General features: G+C 57.8%; 15 protein-coding genes, 4 tRNA genes, 1 rRNA gene and 1 pseudogene. 19 read left to right on the top strand and 2 right to left on the bottom strand.

Translation table 11 applies throughout. The features are described from left to right. Positions 1-123: 123 nt before the first annotated feature. Complete coding sequence (gene aguA / locus AERO9A_RS20805) at positions 124-1,230, bottom strand: agmatine deiminase (protein ID WP_159973789.1); 1,107 nt, start codon at positions 1,228-1,230, stop codon at positions 124-126. Between the two features lie 189 nt (positions 1,231-1,419). Next, positions 1,420-2,799 (bottom strand): glutamine synthetase family protein, encoded by a 1,380-nt coding sequence (locus AERO9A_RS20800; RefSeq protein WP_159973788.1) that lies wholly within the window; start codon positions 2,797-2,799, stop codon positions 1,420-1,422. A 277-nt stretch (positions 2,800-3,076) separates the two neighbouring features. On the opposite strand from AERO9A_RS20800, the gene AERO9A_RS20795 reads away from it, so the two are divergent. The 19 genes and pseudogenes from AERO9A_RS20795 to rpoB all read left to right on the top strand — a co-directional run bounded on the left by AERO9A_RS20795 (position 3,077) and on the right by rpoB (position 18,696). Then, positions 3,077-3,529 (top strand): hypothetical protein, encoded by a 453-nt coding sequence (locus AERO9A_RS20795; protein WP_159973787.1) that lies wholly within the window; start codon positions 3,077-3,079, stop codon positions 3,527-3,529. Between the two features lie 42 nt (positions 3,530-3,571). Continuing rightward, complete coding sequence (locus tag AERO9A_RS20790) at positions 3,572-4,930, top strand: glutamine synthetase family protein (RefSeq protein WP_159973786.1); 1,359 nt, start codon at positions 3,572-3,574, stop codon at positions 4,928-4,930. A gap of 130 nt (positions 4,931-5,060) precedes the next feature. Beyond that, positions 5,061-6,241: pseudogene (hutU, locus tag AERO9A_RS20785) on the top strand (urocanate hydratase); the annotation flags it as partial. 82 nt (positions 6,242-6,323) lie between these two features. Further along, a 5S ribosomal RNA gene (rrf, locus tag AERO9A_RS20780) occupies positions 6,324-6,439 on the top strand. A 359-nt stretch (positions 6,440-6,798) separates the two neighbouring features. Continuing rightward, positions 6,799-7,764, top strand: a complete 966-nt coding sequence (birA, locus tag AERO9A_RS20775; RefSeq protein WP_159973785.1) for a bifunctional biotin--[acetyl-CoA-carboxylase] ligase/biotin operon repressor BirA — start codon at positions 6,799-6,801, stop codon at positions 7,762-7,764. Continuing rightward, the gene (locus tag AERO9A_RS20770) at positions 7,754-8,503 is read left to right on the top strand and encodes a pantothenate kinase (RefSeq protein WP_159973784.1); all 750 of its coding nucleotides are present in this window, start codon (positions 7,754-7,756) and stop codon (positions 8,501-8,503) included. The genes birA and AERO9A_RS20770 overlap by 11 nt, the downstream gene beginning before the upstream one ends. Before the next feature lie 8 nt (positions 8,504-8,511). Continuing rightward, positions 8,512-9,201: an SPOR domain-containing protein gene (locus AERO9A_RS20765; protein ID WP_159973783.1), complete on the top strand. Its 690-nt coding sequence runs from the start codon at positions 8,512-8,514 to the stop codon at positions 9,199-9,201. 143 nt (positions 9,202-9,344) lie between these two features. Then, a tRNA-Tyr gene (locus AERO9A_RS20760) sits at positions 9,345-9,429 on the top strand. 24 nt (positions 9,430-9,453) lie between these two features. After that, positions 9,454-9,527, top strand: a tRNA-Gly gene (locus tag AERO9A_RS20755). 26 nt (positions 9,528-9,553) lie between these two features. Beyond that, a tRNA-Thr gene (locus AERO9A_RS20750) sits at positions 9,554-9,629 on the top strand. A gap of 84 nt (positions 9,630-9,713) precedes the next feature. Then, positions 9,714-10,907 (top strand): elongation factor Tu, encoded by a 1,194-nt coding sequence (gene tuf, locus AERO9A_RS20745; RefSeq protein WP_159973773.1) that lies wholly within the window; start codon positions 9,714-9,716, stop codon positions 10,905-10,907. Between the two features lie 51 nt (positions 10,908-10,958). Continuing rightward, a tRNA-Trp gene (locus tag AERO9A_RS20740) sits at positions 10,959-11,034 on the top strand. A gap of 42 nt (positions 11,035-11,076) precedes the next feature. Beyond that, positions 11,077-11,445 carry a preprotein translocase subunit SecE gene (gene secE, locus AERO9A_RS20735; protein WP_159973782.1) on the top strand — a complete coding sequence of 123 codons (369 nt, stop codon included), beginning with the start codon at positions 11,077-11,079 and terminating at the stop codon, positions 11,443-11,445. Positions 11,446-11,454: 9 nt separating this feature from the next. Further along, on the top strand, positions 11,455-11,988 hold the full coding sequence (gene nusG / locus AERO9A_RS20730; protein ID WP_159973781.1) for a transcription termination/antitermination protein NusG: 534 nt from the start codon (positions 11,455-11,457) through the stop codon (positions 11,986-11,988). A 119-nt stretch (positions 11,989-12,107) separates the two neighbouring features. Beyond that, positions 12,108-12,539, top strand: coding sequence for a 50S ribosomal protein L11 (gene rplK / locus AERO9A_RS20725; protein WP_159973780.1), 432 nt, complete (start codon positions 12,108-12,110; stop codon positions 12,537-12,539). After that, the gene (rplA, locus tag AERO9A_RS20720) at positions 12,539-13,234 is read left to right on the top strand and encodes a 50S ribosomal protein L1 (RefSeq protein ID WP_159973779.1); all 696 of its coding nucleotides are present in this window, start codon (positions 12,539-12,541) and stop codon (positions 13,232-13,234) included. Before rplK ends, rplA begins: the two co-directional genes overlap by 1 nt. Positions 13,235-13,451: 217 nt before the next feature. Beyond that, positions 13,452-13,952, top strand: a complete 501-nt coding sequence (gene rplJ, locus AERO9A_RS20715; RefSeq protein WP_003463333.1) for a 50S ribosomal protein L10 — start codon at positions 13,452-13,454, stop codon at positions 13,950-13,952. A gap of 80 nt (positions 13,953-14,032) precedes the next feature. Beyond that, positions 14,033-14,401, top strand: a complete 369-nt coding sequence (gene rplL / locus AERO9A_RS20710; protein ID WP_013717352.1) for a 50S ribosomal protein L7/L12 — start codon at positions 14,033-14,035, stop codon at positions 14,399-14,401. Positions 14,402-14,622: 221 nt separating this feature from the next. Beyond that, the gene (gene rpoB, locus AERO9A_RS20705) at positions 14,623-18,696 is read left to right on the top strand and encodes a DNA-directed RNA polymerase subunit beta (RefSeq protein ID WP_159973778.1); all 4,074 of its coding nucleotides are present in this window, start codon (positions 14,623-14,625) and stop codon (positions 18,694-18,696) included. Positions 18,697-18,707 lie beyond the last annotated feature (11 nt).

Genomic DNA, 18,707 nt, shown 5'->3' with positions numbered 1-18,707 from the left:
TGCTTGCGCCTTGAGCCGTGAGTGCTCAGGCGAGCTGGCACATGGCATCGACCACCTGGCGTGCGCTGTTCTGGATGCCCTTGGTCACAACTGGCCCGGTTGAGCAGGCCAGCATGCTGATTCTTAGCGCCCTTGCGCGGCGGGTTGCTGCTGGGTGATGCAATGGATATTGCCGCCGCCAAGCAGAATCTCACGGCCCGGCACCATCACCACGCGATGCTCGGGGAAAATTCGTTCGAGAATGGCGCGCGCTTCTTCATCCTTGGGGTCAGCGAAGCTCGGCGCGACGATGCCGCCGTTGACGATGAGAAAGTTGACGTAGGAGCCGGCCAGGCGTACTTCGGGGCTGCGCTCCTGACTACCTTCGACTATGTCGACGCCCGCGCACTCTTCAGCGCTGGCGTGCAGTGGGCCGGGTATCGGCATCTTGTGCACCTGCAGTTGGCGGCCCTTGGCGTCGCGCGCGTTTTCCAGCACGTGCATGGCGGCCTGGCAGCGCGGGTAGTTGGGGTCGTTCTCGTCGTCGGTCCAGGCTAGCAGCACTTCACCGGGGCGCACGTAGCAGCAGAAGTTGTCGACGTGGCCATTGGTCTCGTCGTTGTACAGACCATCCGGCAGCCATATCACCGTGTCGATGGCCAGGTGGTCGCGCAGTACGTTTTCGATCTCCTCGCGCGACAGGTGCGGGTTGCGGTTCCTGTTCAGCAGGCACTCTTCGGTGGTGATCAAGGTGCCTTCGCCGTCGACATGGATCGAGCCGCCTTCGAGCACGAAACCTTCGGTGCGGTAGCGCTTGCAGCGCTCGACTTCGAGGATCTTGCGCGCCACTTGGTCGTCACGCTGCCAGGGCCAGTAGAGGCCGCCATCGAAGCCGCCCCAGGCGTTGAAAGCCCAGTCCACACCGCGTACTTCGCCGCTGGCGTTGATCACGAAGGTCGGGCCGGTGTCGCGTACCCAGGCGTCATCGGTGGTGATTTCCACCAGGCGGATATTGCTCATGTCCAGGCGCGCGCGGGCGTTTTCGTACTGTGCGGCGCTGACGCAGACGGTCACTGGCTCAAACTGGGCGATGGCACGGGCCACAGTGGCGAAGGCAGCCTGCGCCGGTTTGCCGCCATTGCGCCAGTTGTCCGGGCGCTCGGGCCAGACCATCCAGGTTTGGCTGTGCGGGGCCCACTCGGCGGGCATGTGAAAACCGTCGGCGCGGGGAGTCGTGCTGAGTAGGGTCATGGTTCACCTGTGCGGGCTGTCATGTCATCGACACACTGGAGTGTGTGCGGGCTACGAATTTGTTGCGTTCGCCATTGAGCGTCGCGGGCGGCCAGTATAGGTTCGCGTGGTCGTTCTGCGACATACCCGAGAGCGGTCGGCGCTTATAAGAAAAAGCCGACGCGGTGGTCGGCTTTCTGGGAGCTGGGCTTACACCGTGTGCAAGTACCAGTTGTATTCGAGGTCGGAGATGGTGGTCTCGAATTCCTGCAGCTCGGCTTCCTTGCACGCGACGAAGATGTCGATGTACTTCGGATCGATGTACTTGTTCAGCACTTCGCTGTCGTCCAGATGGCGCAGGGCATCGCGCAGGTTGTTCGGCAGGCTGGGTTCGAGCTGCTCGTAGGCATTGCCTTCGATCGGCTCACCCGGTTCGATCTGATTGGTCAGGCCGTGATGGATACCGGCCAGAATCGACGCCAGCATCAGGTAGGGGTTGGCGTCGGCACCGGCTACGCGGTGTTCGATGCGAACCGCCTCGGGGCTGTCGGTGGGCACGCGTACGGCCACGGTGCGGTTGTCCAGCGCCCAGCTCGGTGCGTTGGGCACGTAGAAGTTGGCGCCGAAGCGGCGGTAGGAGTTGACGTTGGGGCAGAGGAAGGCCATCGACGAGGCCAGGGTGTCGAGGATGCCGCCGACGGCGTGGCGCAGCGAGCTGTTCTGCAGCGGGTCTTCGGCGGCGAAGATGTTCTGCCCGGTTTTCTTGTCGATCAGCGAGATGTGCACGTGCAGACCGTTGCCAGCCTGGCCCGGATAGGGCTTGGCCATGAAGGTGGAATCCATTTCATGGTCGTAGGCGATGTTCTTGATCAGGCGCTTGAGCAGCAGGGCGTAGTCGCAGGCCTTGATGGCGTCTTCGACGTGATGCAGGTTGACCTCGAACTGCGCCGGGGCGCTTTCCTTGACGATGGCGTCGGCGGGCAGGGCCTGCTCCTTGGCGGCTTCGAGCATGTCCTGCAAGCAGTCGACGTATTCGTCGAGGTCGTCGATCAGGTACACCTGAGTCGAGTGCGGACGCTTGCCGGAGATCGGCGAGCGCGGCGGCTGGGGGCGACCGTTGATGTTCTCCTGGTCGATCAGGTAGAACTCCAGTTCGAAGGCTGCGCAGATACGCAGGCCCAGTTCGTCGAACTTCTGTACCACCTGGCGCAACACCTCGCGTGGGTCGGCGAAGAATGGCGTGCCGTCCAGCTCGTGCATGGTCATCAGCAGTTGCGCGGTGGGGCGCTTCTGCCAGGGCTCGTTGCACAGGGTATTGGGGATGGGGAAGCAGATACGGTCGGCGTCGCCGATGTCCAGGCCCAGGCCTGTGCTTTCGACGGTGGCGCCATTGATGTCGAGCGCGAACAGCGAGGCGGGGAGGTTGATGCCTTTCTCGTACACCTTGTGAAGGGCATTGCGGTCGATGCGCTTGCCGCGCACCACACCATTCATATCTGCAATAAGAAGGTCGACGAACTGGACCTCAGGATGTTCCTTAAGGAACGCGTTCGCTTCATTAAGCTGAACGGCACGCGGGGGTACCGACATGATGCAACACCTTTTTGTTAAAAATATCAATCATGCGACTGCATGGGTGTGAGTCAATCCGAAACGTACTTGGCTGTCAAGCCGGGCAAAAAATGCCCCGAAGCGGGGCGTTATGGCCGTTTTTGGGGCGTTGAAGGGCTGTTATGTGGCTCTCAAACCCTGTGATGTCGCGGTGCTCAGCGGGGTGTGTTTGATTTTTTACAGATATATTGTGTAAAAAAATGAACAAAGCTAAGCTCGGTCGAAAGCCCACTTACAGCAATAACACGGGTGTCCCATGTCTCGCTTGCCGGTCATCGGCGTCAGCGCTTGTTTCAAGGCCTTAGGCCGTTTTCCTTCGGCAGCGATCCGTGCTGTTGCGCGTTACGCTGGTTGGGCTGAAAAAACGCTGAAGGTGGGCTGTCAGGTAAGCGTTGCTTTCTTCTTCCGTGACGGCTTGTTTGCTCCGCTCATTAGCTCCTTTGCGCTTGTAGTTCGCCTTCGTTCAGCCGCCTGTATGCGACTGTTATATGGCATGCCAGTGATTCGTGCGCAGTTATTCGGTCTGCGCTGTGTACCTTTTGTTCGCGTCTGTGCTCAAGTGGGCGGTTTGTGCTTGTCTGCTGTATTGCTGTGCCAGCTTCGTGCCGCAGAGGCGTATTCTCTTGGGCGGCAGGTAGCATTCACACATCATCCCGTGTTCCTCCAGGCCTTTGGTGAGGCTTGCAGGGGGCGCATGGGGCAACGCTGAACCGGCTATGAATCGTGCTGGTTCTACAACCCTGAGGTCTCTATGAGTACCAAGTTAGACCAGCTCACGAGCTGGCTGAAAGAACGCAAAATCACCGAAGTCGAATGCCTGATCAGTGACCTGACTGGCATTGCCCGCGGCAAGATATCGCCGACCAACAAGTTCCTCGATGAAAAAGGCATGCGTCTGCCCGAGAGCGTGCTGCTGCAGACCGTAACCGGCGATTACGTCGAGGACGACATCTATTACGAATTGCTCGACGAGGCGGACATCGACATGTTCTGTCGCCCCGACGCCGATGCCGTGTTTCTCGTGCCCTGGGCCATCGAGCCCACCGCCATGGTCATTCACGACACCTTCGACAAGCAGGGCAACCCCATCGAGCTGTCGCCGCGCAACATTCTCAAGCGTGTGCTGCAGATGTATGCGGACAAGGGCTGGAAGCCCATCGTTGCGCCAGAGATGGAGTTCTACCTGACCAAGCGCAACAGTGACCCGGACTTTCCGCTGGTGGCGCCAATGGGCCGTTCCGGCCGCCCGGAAGTGGGTCGCCAGTCGTTCTCCATCGATGCCGCCAACGAATTCGATCCACTGTTCGAGGACGTCTACGACTGGTGCGAGCTGCAGCACCTGGATCTCGACACGCTGATCCACGAAGACGGCCCGGCGCAAATGGAGATCAACTTCCGCCATGGCGAGGCGCTGCACCTGGCCGACCAGATCACCGTGTTCAAACGCACCATGCGCGAGGCCGCGCTCAAGCATGATGTGGCGGCCACCTTTATGGCCAAGCCGATCACCGATGAGCCTGGCAGCGCCATGCACATTCACCAGAGCGTGGTGGATATCAATACCGGCAAGAGTCTGTTCTCCAACGAGGACGGCACCATGAGCGAGCTGTTCCTGCACCACATCGGCGGCCTGCAGAAGTACATTCCCGAACTGCTGCCGCTGTTTGCGCCGAACGTCAACTCGTTCCGCCGTTTCCTGCCCGACACCTCGGCGCCGGTGAACGTCGAGTGGGGCGAGGAGAACCGCACCGTTGGTCTGCGCGTACCGGAGGCCAGCCCGCAGAACCGCCGCGTGGAAAACCGTTTGGCCGGTGCCGATGCCAACCCGTATCTGGTGCTGGCGGCGTCCCTGCTGTGTGGCTATATCGGCATGGTCGAGGGCATCAAACCCAGCGCGCCGGTCAAGGGTCGAGGCTACGAGCGCCGCAACCTGCGCCTGCCGCTGACCATCGAAGCGGCGCTGGAGCGGATGGAAGCGTGCAAGGCTGCCGAGAAGTACCTCGGTGAAAAATTCATGCGCGGCTATGTCGCGGTCAAGCGCGCCGAGCATGAGAACTTCAAGCGCGTGATCAGCTCCTGGGAGCGTGAGTTCCTGCTGCTGTCGGTGTAGTTCCGGCGTAGGTGTAGGGTGGGCTTTAGCCCACCCTTGCAGGCCGATTCGGTGGGATGAAGCGGATCGCCGCCCGGCCCACTCTCCAAGAGTCCGTGAGCCGGCAGCGCTCACAGAAGAAGGTGTGGTAATGAACAAGCAAGCGAGCAACCCCAAGACCGCACACTGGCAGGCCCTGAGCCAGGCCCACCATCTGGCGCCGTTCAGTGATTACAAGCAGTTGGCCGAGAAGGGCCCGCGCATCATCACCGAGGCCCAAGGCGTGCACCTGTGGGGCAACCTCAAGGGCCGCTGGGTGCTCACCGCAGGCCTAGGCGGCATGGGCGGCGCCCAGCCGCTGGCTGCCACCCTGGCTGGCGCCTGCTCGCTGAACATTGAATGCCAGCAGAGCAGCATCGATTTCCGCCTGCGCAGCCGCTACGTCGATGAGCAGGCCACCGATCTGGACGACGCCCTGGCGCGCATCGCCAAGTACACCGCAGAAGGCAAGGCCATCTCCGTCGCCCTGCTGGGCAATGCCGCCGAGATCCTGCCGGAACTGGTCAAGCGCGGGGTGCGCCCGGATATGGTCACCGACCAGACCAGCGCGCACGACCCGCTCAACGGCTACCTGCCAATTGGCTGGACCTGGGAGCAGTACAAGGATCGCGCCGCCACCGATCCGCAAGCAGTGGTCAAGGCCGCCAAACAGTCCATGGCCGTGCATGTGCAGGCCATGCTCGACTTCCAGAAGATGGACGTGCCGACCTTCGACTACGGCAACAACATCCGCCAGATGGCGAAAGAAGAGGGCGTGGCCAACGCCTTCGACTTCCCCGGCTTCGTGCCCGCATATATTCGCCCGCTGTTCTGCCGTGGCATCGGCCCGTTCCGCTGGGCGGCGCTGTCTGGCAACCCCGAGGACATCTACAAGACCGACGCCAAGGTCAAGGAGCTGATCGCGGACGACGCCCATTTGCACCGCTGGCTGGACATGGCCCGCGAGCGTATCGCCTTCCAGGGCCTGCCCGCGCGTATCTGCTGGGTCGGCCTGGGCCAGCGCGCCAAGCTCGGTCTGGCGTTCAACGAAATGGTGCGCTCGGGCGAATTGAGTGCGCCCATCGTCATCGGCCGCGACCACCTCGACAGCGGCTCGGTGTCCAGCCCCAACCGCGAGACCGAAGCGATGCAGGATGGCTCCGATGCCGTGTCCGACTGGCCGCTGCTCAACGCCCTGCTCAACACCGCCAGCGGCGCCACCTGGGTGTCGCTGCACCATGGTGGCGGCGTGGGCATGGGCTTCTCCCAACACTCAGGCATGGTCATCGTCTGNAAGCCGAAAATTTGCGAGAGCTACAAGCCTCTATCACGTATCCAAGGGATAGCGCCTAACCGCGAGATCCCAACCGAATTGCTTGACGACCATAGAGCGTTGGAACCACCTGATCCCATCCCGAACTCAGTAGTGAAACGACGCATCGCCGATGGTAGTGTGGTGCTTCACCATGTGAGAGTAGGTCATCGTCAAGCTCCTATACGAAACCCCAGATCGCGCAAGCGATCTGGGGTTTCTTCTTTGCGCGATAAAAATGCACTGTGGCGGTGAAAGCCCTGCAATGCCGAGTTCGCGATGTTGCCCGAGTCCTTGGCGCGATCCTGTGCGAGCCGCCGATCGACTGGCGGTTTATTTGCGCAGCAGAAATGTGTGGCGCGATAGCCTTGCAAGCAAACTCCCGTCAGGCTCTGGGTTGGCGTTGAGTCAGAACTGGGTTTCATGTTCCAAGGGCGTCGTCTGCTTTTTTGTTTTGCAGGGCATGCAGTGTGTCGATTTCTATGCAGCGTCCGTGCTCGTCGCTATCATGCCTGCCTTGTGAACGGTGGGACCTTCCATGCAGGCATTGTTGAAACTTCTCCAAGATGGTCGATTTCACTCTGGCGAGGCCTTGGGGGCCTCCTTGGGGGTCAGTCGTAGTGCTATCTGGAAAAAGTTGCAGGGGCTTCGTTCGGAGTTCGGTGTTGAGGTCTTCAGCGTCCCAGGTAAGGGCTATCGGCTTGCTGAGCCATTGGCGCTTTTGGATGGTGAGGTGATCGCTCGTTGTGCATCCGGTTTTGATTGGGATGTGCATGTGCTACCGAGTCTCGACTCTACGAATGCCGAGGTTATGCGGCGCATTAATGCTGGCGTGCCTGCGCCGTTTTGTCTGCTCGCTGAGCGTCAGACGGCGGGAAGGGGGCGGCGAGGTCGGTTTTGGGTGAGTCCTTTTGCTGAAAATCTCTACTGTAGTCTGGTAGTTCGTGTTGATGGTGGGATGCGCCAGGTTGAAGCGTTAAGCCTAACGATAGGTCTTGCTGTCGCTCGCACATTGATTGCTAGCGGTATTGATGGGGTTGGGGTCAAGTGGCCGAATGATGTGCTTGTCAGGGGACGGAAGGTTTCGGGGATACTCTTGGAGTTGCTCGGTGATCCTGCAGATATCTGTCACGTAGTGATTGGGGTTGGCCTGAACGTGAACATGCTTCCTGAATATGATCAGGCGATTGATCAGCCCTGGACATCCATGCGTCAGGAGCTTGGGCACTGTGTTGACCGTAACCCGATCGCCGCCGAGCTAATCAATCAGTTGCACAACTATTTATCTAAGCATTGGAAATCTGGCTTCTCTGGATTGCGCAAGGAGTGGGAAGGCTTGCATCTGTGGGCTGGGAGTGAGGCTTCTCTGATTGCTGGGGCTAAAACCGTCAGTGGTACGATTTTGGGCGTCAACGACGGTGGGGCTATTCGTTTGCTGGTTGAGGGGCGGGAAGTTGTCTTCAGTGGTGGGGAGTTGAGTTTGAGGCTGCGCCATGATTCTTGAGCTTGATTGTGGTAACAGTTTTATCAAGTGGCGTCTCATTGCTTCCGATACGTGCGAGCGGTTGCACGCAGGTATTGCAGATACGGATTCGCAGCTATTTAGGGATCTAGAGACGCTGGCTGATCTACGCATTCGCCATTGCCGGTTTGTCAGTGTTCGCAGTGATGCTGAAAGTGCTGAGTTGATTGCTGAGCTGGGGCGGCGATTCAATGTGCCAGTTGTTTGTGCCCAGTCGCTGGAGCGTTTAGGCGATGTGAGCAATGGATATGATGACTACTCGCGCCTAGGGCTTGATCGTTGGCTTGCTATTTTGGGGGCTTACCATCTTGGTCAGCGGGCATGCCTTGTGATCGATTTAGGTACGGCTGTAACTGCTGATTTTGTTGCGTCTGATGGTTGTCATTTAGGTGGGTTCATTTGTCCGGGCTTGCCTCTGATGCGGGACCAGTTGAGTACGCATACGCGCCGCATTCGTTATGATCGAGGTGCTGCTGTGGCAGCATTAGCATCACTTGAGCCGGGGCGTTCAACGGTTGAGGCGGTCGAGCGTGGTTGCTTGTTGATGCTCCGGGGTTTTGTGCGGGCGCAATATGACGAGGCGTTGAAGCGTTTTCCTGATGGGGTTGAAGTCTTCCTTACCGGAGGGGATGCAGAGCTGGTTAGGGATGTTGTGCCTGGTGCTCAGGTGGTTCCGGATCTAGTTTTTGTCGGCTTGGCGATAGCCTGTCCGCTGGTGTGAGGGTGGCTATGCGTTGGATTTTGCTGCTGCTGGTTTTACTTAATGTCTTCTATTACGTTTGGCATCAACAGCAGGCGCCGTTGCGGGCAAAGGAGGTTGCGCCTGTGCAGTCTTATCAGGGAGAGCGTAAGGATATCCGCTTGCTGAGTGAGACTTCTGGTGGGCAGTCGCCGTCGGTTATTGCGTCGGAGTCTCACGGAAGTGATGAGGGAGAGGGCTCGGTTTGTCTTTATCTAGGTGGTTTTGAGCGTCAGGCCGAGGCGCAGGAAGTCGAGCAGCGGCTGCTTTCGCTGGATATAAAGGCTCAGGTTCGGGAAATGGATGCGGCGGCAGGTGTGGAGTATTGGGTTTATCTGGATCCTTTGGCTTCACGGCAGGCATCTTTACGGCAATTGCGGGAGCTTCAGGCGCGCCGTGTTGATAGCTACATAATCACTCAGGGTGATCTTGCCAATGGGATTTCTCTCGGTATTTTCCCGCGTAGTGATTCTGCGGACGTTGCCATGCAGCGGCTTCGTGAGGCAGGGTACGAGCCTAAAATGCGTGAATTGTCTCGTTCTCATCGCAGTTTCTGGGTGCGTGTAGCTCCGAAGAGTAGGCGTTTGGCGGATGATTCTCTTTTGAGGCGGCTAGCGGGGGATTTTGTTGGGCTACAGCATCAATTAATGCCTTGCGAAAGCGTTGCATTGCCTCAGTAGTTTGCATAGAATGGCGCCCGCTTCGCAGGGTGGCCAAAGTTAGTACGCCCTAGAAGATGTTGTCGAATAAGCTAAGCTCAAGATTTTAAATGAGAAAATGCTTGACAGCAGGGTGGCAGATCTAGAAAATGCCGCCTCACTTTGGAGGGGTTCCCGAGCGGCCAAAGGGATCAGACTGTAAATCTGACGTCATCGACTTCGAAGGTTCGAATCCTTCCCCCTCCACCAAATTCAGCGTGAGCTGCAGGCTCCGCGGGCATAGTTCAGTGGTAGAACCTCAGCCTTCCAAGCTGATGATGCGGGTTCGATTCCCGCTGCCCGCTCCAGTTTGTGGTTGCGTAAAGAGAGTTTGGCTCATGTAGCTCAGTTGGTAGAGCACACCCTTGGTAAGGGTGAGGTCAGCGGTTCAAGTCCGCTCATGAGCTCCATCTAATGAAGGCAGATATGAAAGTATCTGCCTTTGTTTTAAGTGGCGCGTGGCTTGCTCAATTCTTCAATGGGAGACGGTCAAGATGGCTAAAGAGAAATTCGAACGTAATAAACCGCATGTCAACGTTGGCACCATCGGTCACGTTGACCACGGTAAAACCACTCTGACCGCTGCTCTGACCCGCGTCTGCTCCGAAGTTTTCGGTTCGGCCAAGGTCGACTTCGACAAGATCGACAGCGCGCCGGAAGAGAAGGCTCGTGGTATCACCATCAACACTGCACACGTAGAGTACGATTCCAACATTCGTCACTACGCGCACGTTGACTGCCCGGGTCACGCTGACTACGTGAAGAACATGATCACCGGTGCTGCCCAGATGGACGGCGCGATCCTGGTCTGCTCGGCTGCCGACGGTCCGATGCCGCAAACTCGTGAGCACATCCTGCTGTCCCGTCAGGTTGGTGTTCCGTACATCGTTGTCTTCCTGAACAAGGCTGACATGGTTGACGATGCTGAGCTGCTGGAGCTGGTCGAAATGGAAGTTCGCGACCTGCTGAGCACCTACGATTTCCCGGGTGACGACACTCCGATCATCATTGGCTCCGCGCTGATGGCGCTGAACGGTGAAGATGCCAACGAGATGGGCACCACTGCTGTCAAGAAGCTGGTTGAAACTCTGGATAGCTACATTCCTGAGCCGGTTCGTGCCATCGATCGTCCGTTCCTGATGCCGATTGAAGACGTATTCTCGATCTCCGGCCGCGGTACTGTTGTTACCGGTCGTGTAGAGCGCGGTATCGTCAAGATCCAGGAAGAAATCGAAATCGTTGGTCTGCGTCCGACCACCAAAACCACCTGCACCGGCGTTGAGATGTTCCGCAAGCTGCTGGACGAAGGTCGTGCTGGTGAGAACTGCGGCGTGCTGCTGCGCGGCACCAAGCGTGATGAAGTCGAGCGTGGTCAGGTTCTGGCCAAGCCGGGCACCATCAAGCCGCACACCAAGTTCGAAGCTGAAGTGTACGTTCTGTCCAAAGAAGAGGGTGGTCGTCACACTCCGTTCTTCAAGGGCTACCGTCCGCAGTTCTACTTCCGTACCACTGACGTGACCGGTTCGTGCGAACTGCCGGAAGGCGTTGAGATGGTAATGCCGGGCGATAACATCAAAATGGTTGTCACCCTGATCAAGCCGATCGCCATGGAAGACGGCCTGCGCTTCGCGATTCGCGAAGGTGGTCGTACCGTTGGTGCTGGCGTGGTTGCCAAGATCGTTGAATAATCGGTTGATCTGTTTCGCATAGGCCGGCATAATGGTCGGCCTGATTCATCTAGGTCAGTAGCTCAATTGGCAGAGCGGCGGTCTCCAAAACCGCAGGTTGGGGGTTCGATTCCCTCCTGACCTGCCATTTTCTAACGAATCTGGCGTGTCTTTCACAGGATCCTCTCTAATGAATGTTAAGGCTGAAGCCAAAGACTCTCGCTTTGATCTGGTTAAGTGGCTGGTCGTCGCTGCCTTGGTTGTGGTGGGTGTTGTAGGTAATCAGTACTTCTCTGCTGAGCCGATCCTGTATCGCGTTCTGGGGCTGGTTGCTTTGGCTGTTGTGGCTGCGTTTGTGGCGTTGCAGACGGCTCGTGGTCAGTCTTTCGCGGTTCTGTTGAAGGATGCTCGCGTCGAGATTCGTAAGGTTGTATGGCCAACCCGTCAAGAAACTACACAAACGACTCTGATCGTTGTTGCTGTGGTTTTGGTTATGGCGCTGCTGTTGTGGGGACTCGATTCCCTGCTCGGTTGGCTTGTTTCCCTGATTGTTGGTTAAGGGTGTCCCGTGGCTAAGCGTTGGTACGTTGTGCATGCTTACTCGGGTTACGAGAAGCATGTCATGCGCTCTTTGGTTGAGCGTGTCAAGCTGGCTGGCATGGAAGAAGACTTTGGCGAGATTCTCGTGCCCACTGAAGAAGTGGTAGAGATGCGCAATGGTCAGAAGCGTAAAAGTGAGCGTAAGTTCTTCCCTGGCTATGTTTTGGTGCAGATGGAGATGAGTGAGGCGACTTGGCACTTGATCAAGGATACGCCTCGCGTCATGGGCTTTATTGGTGGTACTGCTGATAAGCCTGCTCCAATTACCGAGAAAGAAGCTGAAGCCATTCTGCGTCGTGTCGCTGATAGTGGTGACAAGCCTAAGCCTAAGACTCTATTTGAGCCGGGTGAGATGGTTCGTGTTATCGATGGCCCGTTTGCTGATTTCGGCGGCGTTGTTGAAGAAGTGAATTACGAGAAAAGTCGTATCCAGGTTGCAGTGACTATTTTTGGTCGCTCCACGCCGGTCGAATTGGAGTTTAGTCAGGTCGAGAAGTCGTAACTGACATAAGTATCCCATACCCCGCAGCCTTAGGTTGCGGGGTTTTGTTGTCATTGGGATAAATGCGTAAGTAACCGGGGAGCCTTGCGAGGCGTTTGAACCCGAAATTGGAGTAGCTAATGGCTAAGAAGATTCAGGCTTATATCAAGCTGCAAGTTAAAGCCGGTCAGGCAAACCCGTCGCCACCCGTGGGCCCGGCTCTGGGTCAGCACGGCGTGAATATCATGGAATTCTGCAAGGCGTTCAACGCCAAGACTCAAGGCATGGAGCCTGGTCTGCCGACTCCTGTGATCATCACCGTTTACAGCGACCGCAGCTTCACCTTTGAGACCAAGAGCACCCCGGCTTCCGTGCTGCTGAAAAAGGCTGCCGGTATCCAGAGCGGCTCTAGCCGTCCTAACACCCAGAAAGTCGGCACCGTTACCCGTGCTCAGCTGGAAGAGATCGCCAAGACCAAGCAGGCCGATCTGACTGCTGCTGACATGGATGCGGCCGTGCGTACCATCGCCGGTTCCGCTCGTAGCATGGGCCTGAACGTGGAGGGTGTGTAATGGCTAAGTTGACCAAGCGCCAAAAGGCCATCGCTGCCAAGGTTGAAGCTGGCAAGGCTTATTCCTTTGATGATGCCGCCAAGCTGTTGGCCGAGCTTTCGGCTGTCAAGTTTACCGAGTCTTTCGATATCGCTGTGAACCTGGGTGTCGATCCGCGTAAATCCGACCAGGTTGTACGTGGTGCCACCGTTCTGCCGAACGGCACTGGCAAAACTGTACGCGTTGCTGTGTTCACCCAGGGTCCGGGCGCTGAAGCTGCCTTGGCTGCCGGTGCTGACAAGGTCGGTATGGACGATCTGGCTGCCGAAATGAAGGCTGGCGATCTGAACTACGACGTGGTTATCGCTTCCCCGGACGCCATGCGTGTTGTCGGTCAGTTGGGTCAGGTACTGGGCCCGCGCGGTCTGATGCCGAACCCGAAAGTCGGCACCGTGACTCCGGACGTCGCCACTGCAGTCAAGAACGCCAAAGCGGGTCAGGTACGTTTCCGTACCGACAAGAACGGCATCATCCACACTTCCGTTGGCAAGGTCGGCTTCGAAGCTGCTGCGCTGAAGCAGAACGTGGAAGCCCTGCTGTCTGACCTGAAGCGTCTGAAGCCTTCGACTTCGAAAGGCATCTACGTCAAGCGCGTGACCCTGAGCACCACGATGGGTCCTGGTCTGATCATCGATCAGGCTTCGCTGGAAGCGTAATGAAGTTCGGCTGGCGGCCTCTGCAATCGTCAGCCTTGAAAGATTGGGGTCCCTGCCTGGCGGGGGCTATCCAAGACCGTAGGTAGCACAAGCTTTAAAACGTGAGGTGTAATCTTCATGTGCCTACGCAGATGGTGCTCCCGATTCATACCGAATCAGACACCAAAACGCCGTCAGGTTCCGGCCTGACGAAACGGTAAAAACCAGGAGTAAACCCGTGGCAATTAAACTCGAAGACAAGAAGGCCATCGTCGCTGAAGTCAACGAGGCTGCCAAAGCCGGTCTGTCCGCTGTCGTGGCTGATGCCCGTGGCGTGACTGTCGGCGCTATGACCGGACTCCGTAAAGAGGCCCGCGAAGCTGGTGTGTACGTGAAAGTCGTGCGTAACACCCTGCTCAAGCGCGCCGTTGAAGGCACTCAATTCGATGTGCTCAACGACGTGTTCAAAGGCCCGACCCTGATCGCTTTCTCCAACGAACACCCGGGCGCTGCTGCTCGTCTGTTCAAGGAGTTCGCCAAGGGTCAGGACAAGTTCGAGATCAAGGCAGCTGCGTTCGAGGGCAAGTACCTCGCAGCCAACCAGATCGACGTACTGGCAAGCCTGCCGACCCGTGATGAGGGCATTGCCCAGCTGATGAGCGTTATTCAAGGCGCCACCAGCAAGCTCGCTCGCACGCTGGCAGCTATTCGCGACCAGAAAGAAGCTGCTGCTGCCTAAGGTGGCGTGAGCGCTTTCGAAATCAAACGTTTAATTTGATGGTCGTGTAGGCCGTCACCCCAATACAGGAATAGATAGTCATGTCCCTGACTAACGAGCAAATCATCGAAGCTATCGGCCAGAAATCCGTTATGGAAATCGTTGAGCTGATCAAAGCGATGGAAGAAACCTTCGGTGTTACCGCTGCCGCTGCTGTTGCGGCTGGCCCGGCTGCTGCCGCTGCTGCCGTTGAAGAACAAACCGAGTTCAACGTTGTTCTGGCTGAAGCTGGCGACAAGAAAGTGAACGTGATTAAAGCCGTTCGCGAGCTGACCGGTCTGGGCCTGAAAGAAGCCAAGGAGAAGGTTGACACCGCTCCTCAGGTCATCGCTGAAGGTCTGACCAAAGAAGCTGCTGAAGACGCCAAGAAGAAGCTGGAAGAAGCCGGCGCCAAGGTCGAACTCAAGTAAGTTCGCATCTTGCGTCGACAGCCCGAGCGACTCGCATAAGGCTGATGGCTGGTGGCTTTTGCCACCGGCCTTTTTCCGTTCTAGGTTGGCTGCTCGTCAGCGGGCCTTGAACTGGGAAGATCCCGCCAAAGAGGCGGTGGCAAACCGTGGGTTTGCACGATTTTCTGGTCATCGCCGCCGGCGCTGGCCAAACAAGCAGGTGACCAAGCTGGGGAACGCTGATGGCTTACTCATACACTGAGAAAAAACGTATCCGCAAGGACTTTAGCAAGTTGCCGGATGTCATGGATGTGCCTTACCTCCTGGCCATCCAGTTGGATTCGTACCGCGAATTCCTGCAACAAGGGGTGAGCAAGGAACAGTTCCGTGACATCGGCCTGCATGCGGCCTTCAAATCTGTATTCCCGATCATCAGCTACTCCGGCAACGCTGCCTTGGAATACGTCGGCTATCGCCTGGGCGAGCCGGCGTTCGACGTCAAGGAATGCGTCCTGCGCGGCGTGACTTTTGCCGTACCGCTGCGCGTGAAAGTGCGCTTGATCATTTTCGACAAAGAATCGTCGAACAAAGCGATCAAGGACATCAAAGAGCAAGAAGTGTACATGGGCGAAATCCCGCTCATGACCGAGAACGGTACCTTCGTTATCAACGGTACCGAGCGCGTTATCGTGTCCCAGTTGCACCGTTCGCCGGGTGTATTCTTCGACCACGACCGTGGCAAGACTCACAGCTCGGGCAAGCTGCTGTATTCCGCGCGTATCATTCCTTACCGTGGTTCCTGGTTGGACTTCGAGTTCGATCCGAAGGATGCGGTATTCGTGCGTATCGACCGTCGCCGCAAACTGCCGGCGTCCGTTCTGCTGCGTGCGCTGGGCTACAGCACTGAGGAAGTGCTGGATGCTTTCTACGACACCAATATTTTCCACGTTAAGAGCGACGGCTTGAGCCTGGAGCTGGTGCCGCAGCGCCTGCGTGGTGAAGTTGCCGTGCAGGACATCAAGGATGCCAGCGGTAAGGTGATCGTCGAGCAAGGTCGTCGTATCACTGCTCGCCACATCAATCAGTTGGACAAGGCTGGCATTAAAGAGCTGGACGTTCCGCTCGAGTACGTTATTGGTCGTACTACTGCCAAGGCTGTGGTTCACCCTGCCACTGGCGAGATCATCGCGGAGTGCAACACCGAACTGACCGCTGACCTGCTGGTCAAAATGGCCAAGGCACAGGTTGTCCGCTTCGAGACTCTGTACACCAACGACATTGATTGCGGCCCGTTCATCAGCGACACGCTGAAGATCGACAGCACTACGAATCAGTTGGAAGCGCTGGTCGAGATCTATCGCATGATGCGTCCTGGCGAGCCGCCAACCAAGGATGCTGCCGAGACACTGTTCAACAACCTGTTCTTCAGCGCCGAGCGTTACGATCTGTCCGCCGTTGGTCGCATGAAGTTCAACCGTCGCATCGGTCGTACCGAGATCGAAGGTGCGGGCGTTTTGTCGCGCGAAGACATCGTTGAGGTGCTCAAAACCCTGGTCGACATCCGTAACGGCAAAGGTATCGTCGATGACATCGACCACCTGGGTAACCGCCGCGTACGTTGTGTCGGCGAGATGGCCGAGAACCAGTTCCGTGTGGGCCTGGTGCGCGTCGAGCGCGCGGTCAAAGAGCGTCTGTCGATGGCCGAAAGCGAAGGCCTGATGCCGCAGGACCTGATCAACGCCAAGCCGGTAGCGGCAGCGGTGAAGGAGTTCTTCGGTTCCAGCCAGCTCTCGCAGTTCATGGACCAGAACAACCCGCTCTCCGAGATCACTCACAAGCGCCGCGTTTCCGCACTCGGCCCGGGCGGTCTGACCCGTGAGCGCGCAGGCTTCGAAGTCCGCGACGTACACCCGACCCACTACGGCCGCGTGTGCCCGATCGAAACGCCAGAAGGTCCGAACATCGGTCTGATCAACTCGCTGGCGGCCTATGCCCGCACCAACCAGTACGGCTTCCTGGAAAGCCCGTACCGCGTGGTCAAGGAAGGTCAGGTTACAGACGAGATCGTGTTCCTGTCCGCCATCGAAGAAGCTGACCATGTGATCGCTCAGGCGTCTGCGACTCTGAACGATAAAGGCCAACTGATCGACGAGCTGGTTGCTGTACGTCACCTGAACGAATTCACCGTGAAGGCGCCGGAAGACGTCACCCTCATGGACGTATCGCCGAAGCAGGTAGTCTCCGTTGCTGCCTCGCTGATTCCGTTCCTGGAGCACGATGACGCCAACCGTGCACTGATGGGGTCGAACATGCAGCGTCAGGCTGTACCGACTCTGCGCGCCGACAAGCCGCTGGTAGGTACCGGCATGGAGCGCAACGTCGCCCGTGACTCCGGCGTCTGCGTTGTGGCTCGTCGTGGTGGTGTGATCGACTCCGTCGACGCCAGCCGCATCGTGGTTCGTGTCAATGACGACGAAGTCGAAACTGGCGAAGCCGGGGTCGACATCTACAACCTGACCAAGTACACCCGCTCCAACCAGAATACCTGCATCAACCAGCGTCCGCTGGTGAGCAAGGGTGATCAGGTTTCGCGTGGCGACATCATGGCTGACGGTCCGTCCACCGACATGGGTGAGCTGGCTCTGGGTCAGAACATGCGTGTGGCGTTCATGCCGTGGAACGGCTTCAACTTCGAAGACTCCATCTGCCTGTCTGAACGCGTGGTTCAGGAAGATCGCTTCACCACCATTCACATTCAGGAACTGACCTGTGTGGCGCGTGACACCAAGCTCGGCCCAGAGGAAATTTCCTCTGACATCCCGAACGTGGGTGAGGCTGCTCTGAACAAGCTGGACGAAGCGGGTATCGTTTACGTCGGTGCCGAAGTCGGTCCGGGCGATATCCTGGTTGGTAAGGTCACTCCGAAAGGCGAGACTCAACTGACTCCGGAAGAGAAACTGCTGCGTGCGATCTTCGGTGAGAAGGCGTCCGACGTTAAGGACACCTCCCTGCGCGTGCCGACCGGCACCAAAGGCACCGTCATCGACGTACAGGTCTTCACCCGTGACGGCGTTGAGCGTGACAGCCGTGCCCTGGCTATCGAGAAGCAGCAGTTGGACGAGATCCGCAAGGATCTGAACGAAGAGTTCCGCATCGTCGAAGGCGCCACCTTCGAGCGTCTGCGTTCCGCGCTGGTTGGTGCCACTGCAGAAGGTGGTGCTGGCCTGAAGAAAGGCACCGTAATCACCAACGAGATTCTCAACGAGCTCGAGCGTGGTCAGTGGTTCAAGCTGCGTATGTCCGAGGACGCGCTGAACGAGCAATTGGAGAAGGCTCAGGCCTACATCTCTGATCGCCGTCAGATGCTCGACGACAAGTTCGAAGACAAGAAGCGCAAGCTGCAGCAGGGCGATGACCTGGCTCCGGGCGTACTGAAGATCGTCAAGGTTTACCTGGCTATCCGCCGTCGCATCCAGCCGGGTGACAAGATGGCCGGTCGTCACGGTAACAAGGGTGTGGTCTCGGTGATCATGCCGGTTGAAGACATGCCGCACGATGCCAATGGCACCCCGGTCGATATCGTCCTCAACCCGCTGGGCGTACCGTCGCGTATGAACGTCGGTCAGATCCTCGAAACCCACCTGGGCCTCGCGGCCAAGGGCTTGGGTGAGAAGATCAACCGCATGCTCGAAGAGCAGCGCAAGATCGCTGAACTACGCAAGTTCCTTGCCGAGATCTATAACGAGATCGGTGGTCGTCAGGAAAACCTCGATTCGTTCTCCGACAACGAGATTCTCGAGCTGGCGAAGAACCTGAAAGGCGGCGTACCGATGGCTACCGCCGTGTTCGACGGTGCCAAGGAAACCGAGATCAAGGCCATGCTGAAGCTGGCTGACTTGCCAGAAAGTGGTCAGATGCGCCTGTTCGACGGCCGTACCGGCAATCAGTTCGAGCGTCCGACTACCGTTGGCTACATGTACATGCTGAAACTGAACCACCTGGTGGACGACAAGATGCACGCGCGTTCCACGGGTTCCTACAGCCTGGTTACTCAGCAGCCGCTGGGTGGTAAGGCACAGTTCGGTGGTCAGCGTTTCGGGGAGATGGAGGTCTGGGCGCTGGAAGCCTACGGTGCCGCCTATACCCTGCAAGAAATGCTGACCGTGAAGTCGGACGACGTGAACGGTCGTACCAAGATGTACAAGAACATCGTGGACGGCGATCACCGTATGGAGCCGGGCATGCCCGAGTCCTTCAACGTGCTGATCAAAGAGATCCGTTCGCTCGGCATCGACATCGATCTGGAAACCGAATAACACGTGACGTG

It is taken from the genome of Pseudomonas sp. 8Z (genome assembly GCF_902506535.1).
In the GTDB taxonomy this organism is placed as follows: Bacteria; Pseudomonadota; Gammaproteobacteria; order Pseudomonadales; family Pseudomonadaceae; genus Aquipseudomonas.
Note: the sequence above shows the minus strand (reverse complement) of the source record. Positions and strands in the feature narration are given on the sequence as shown.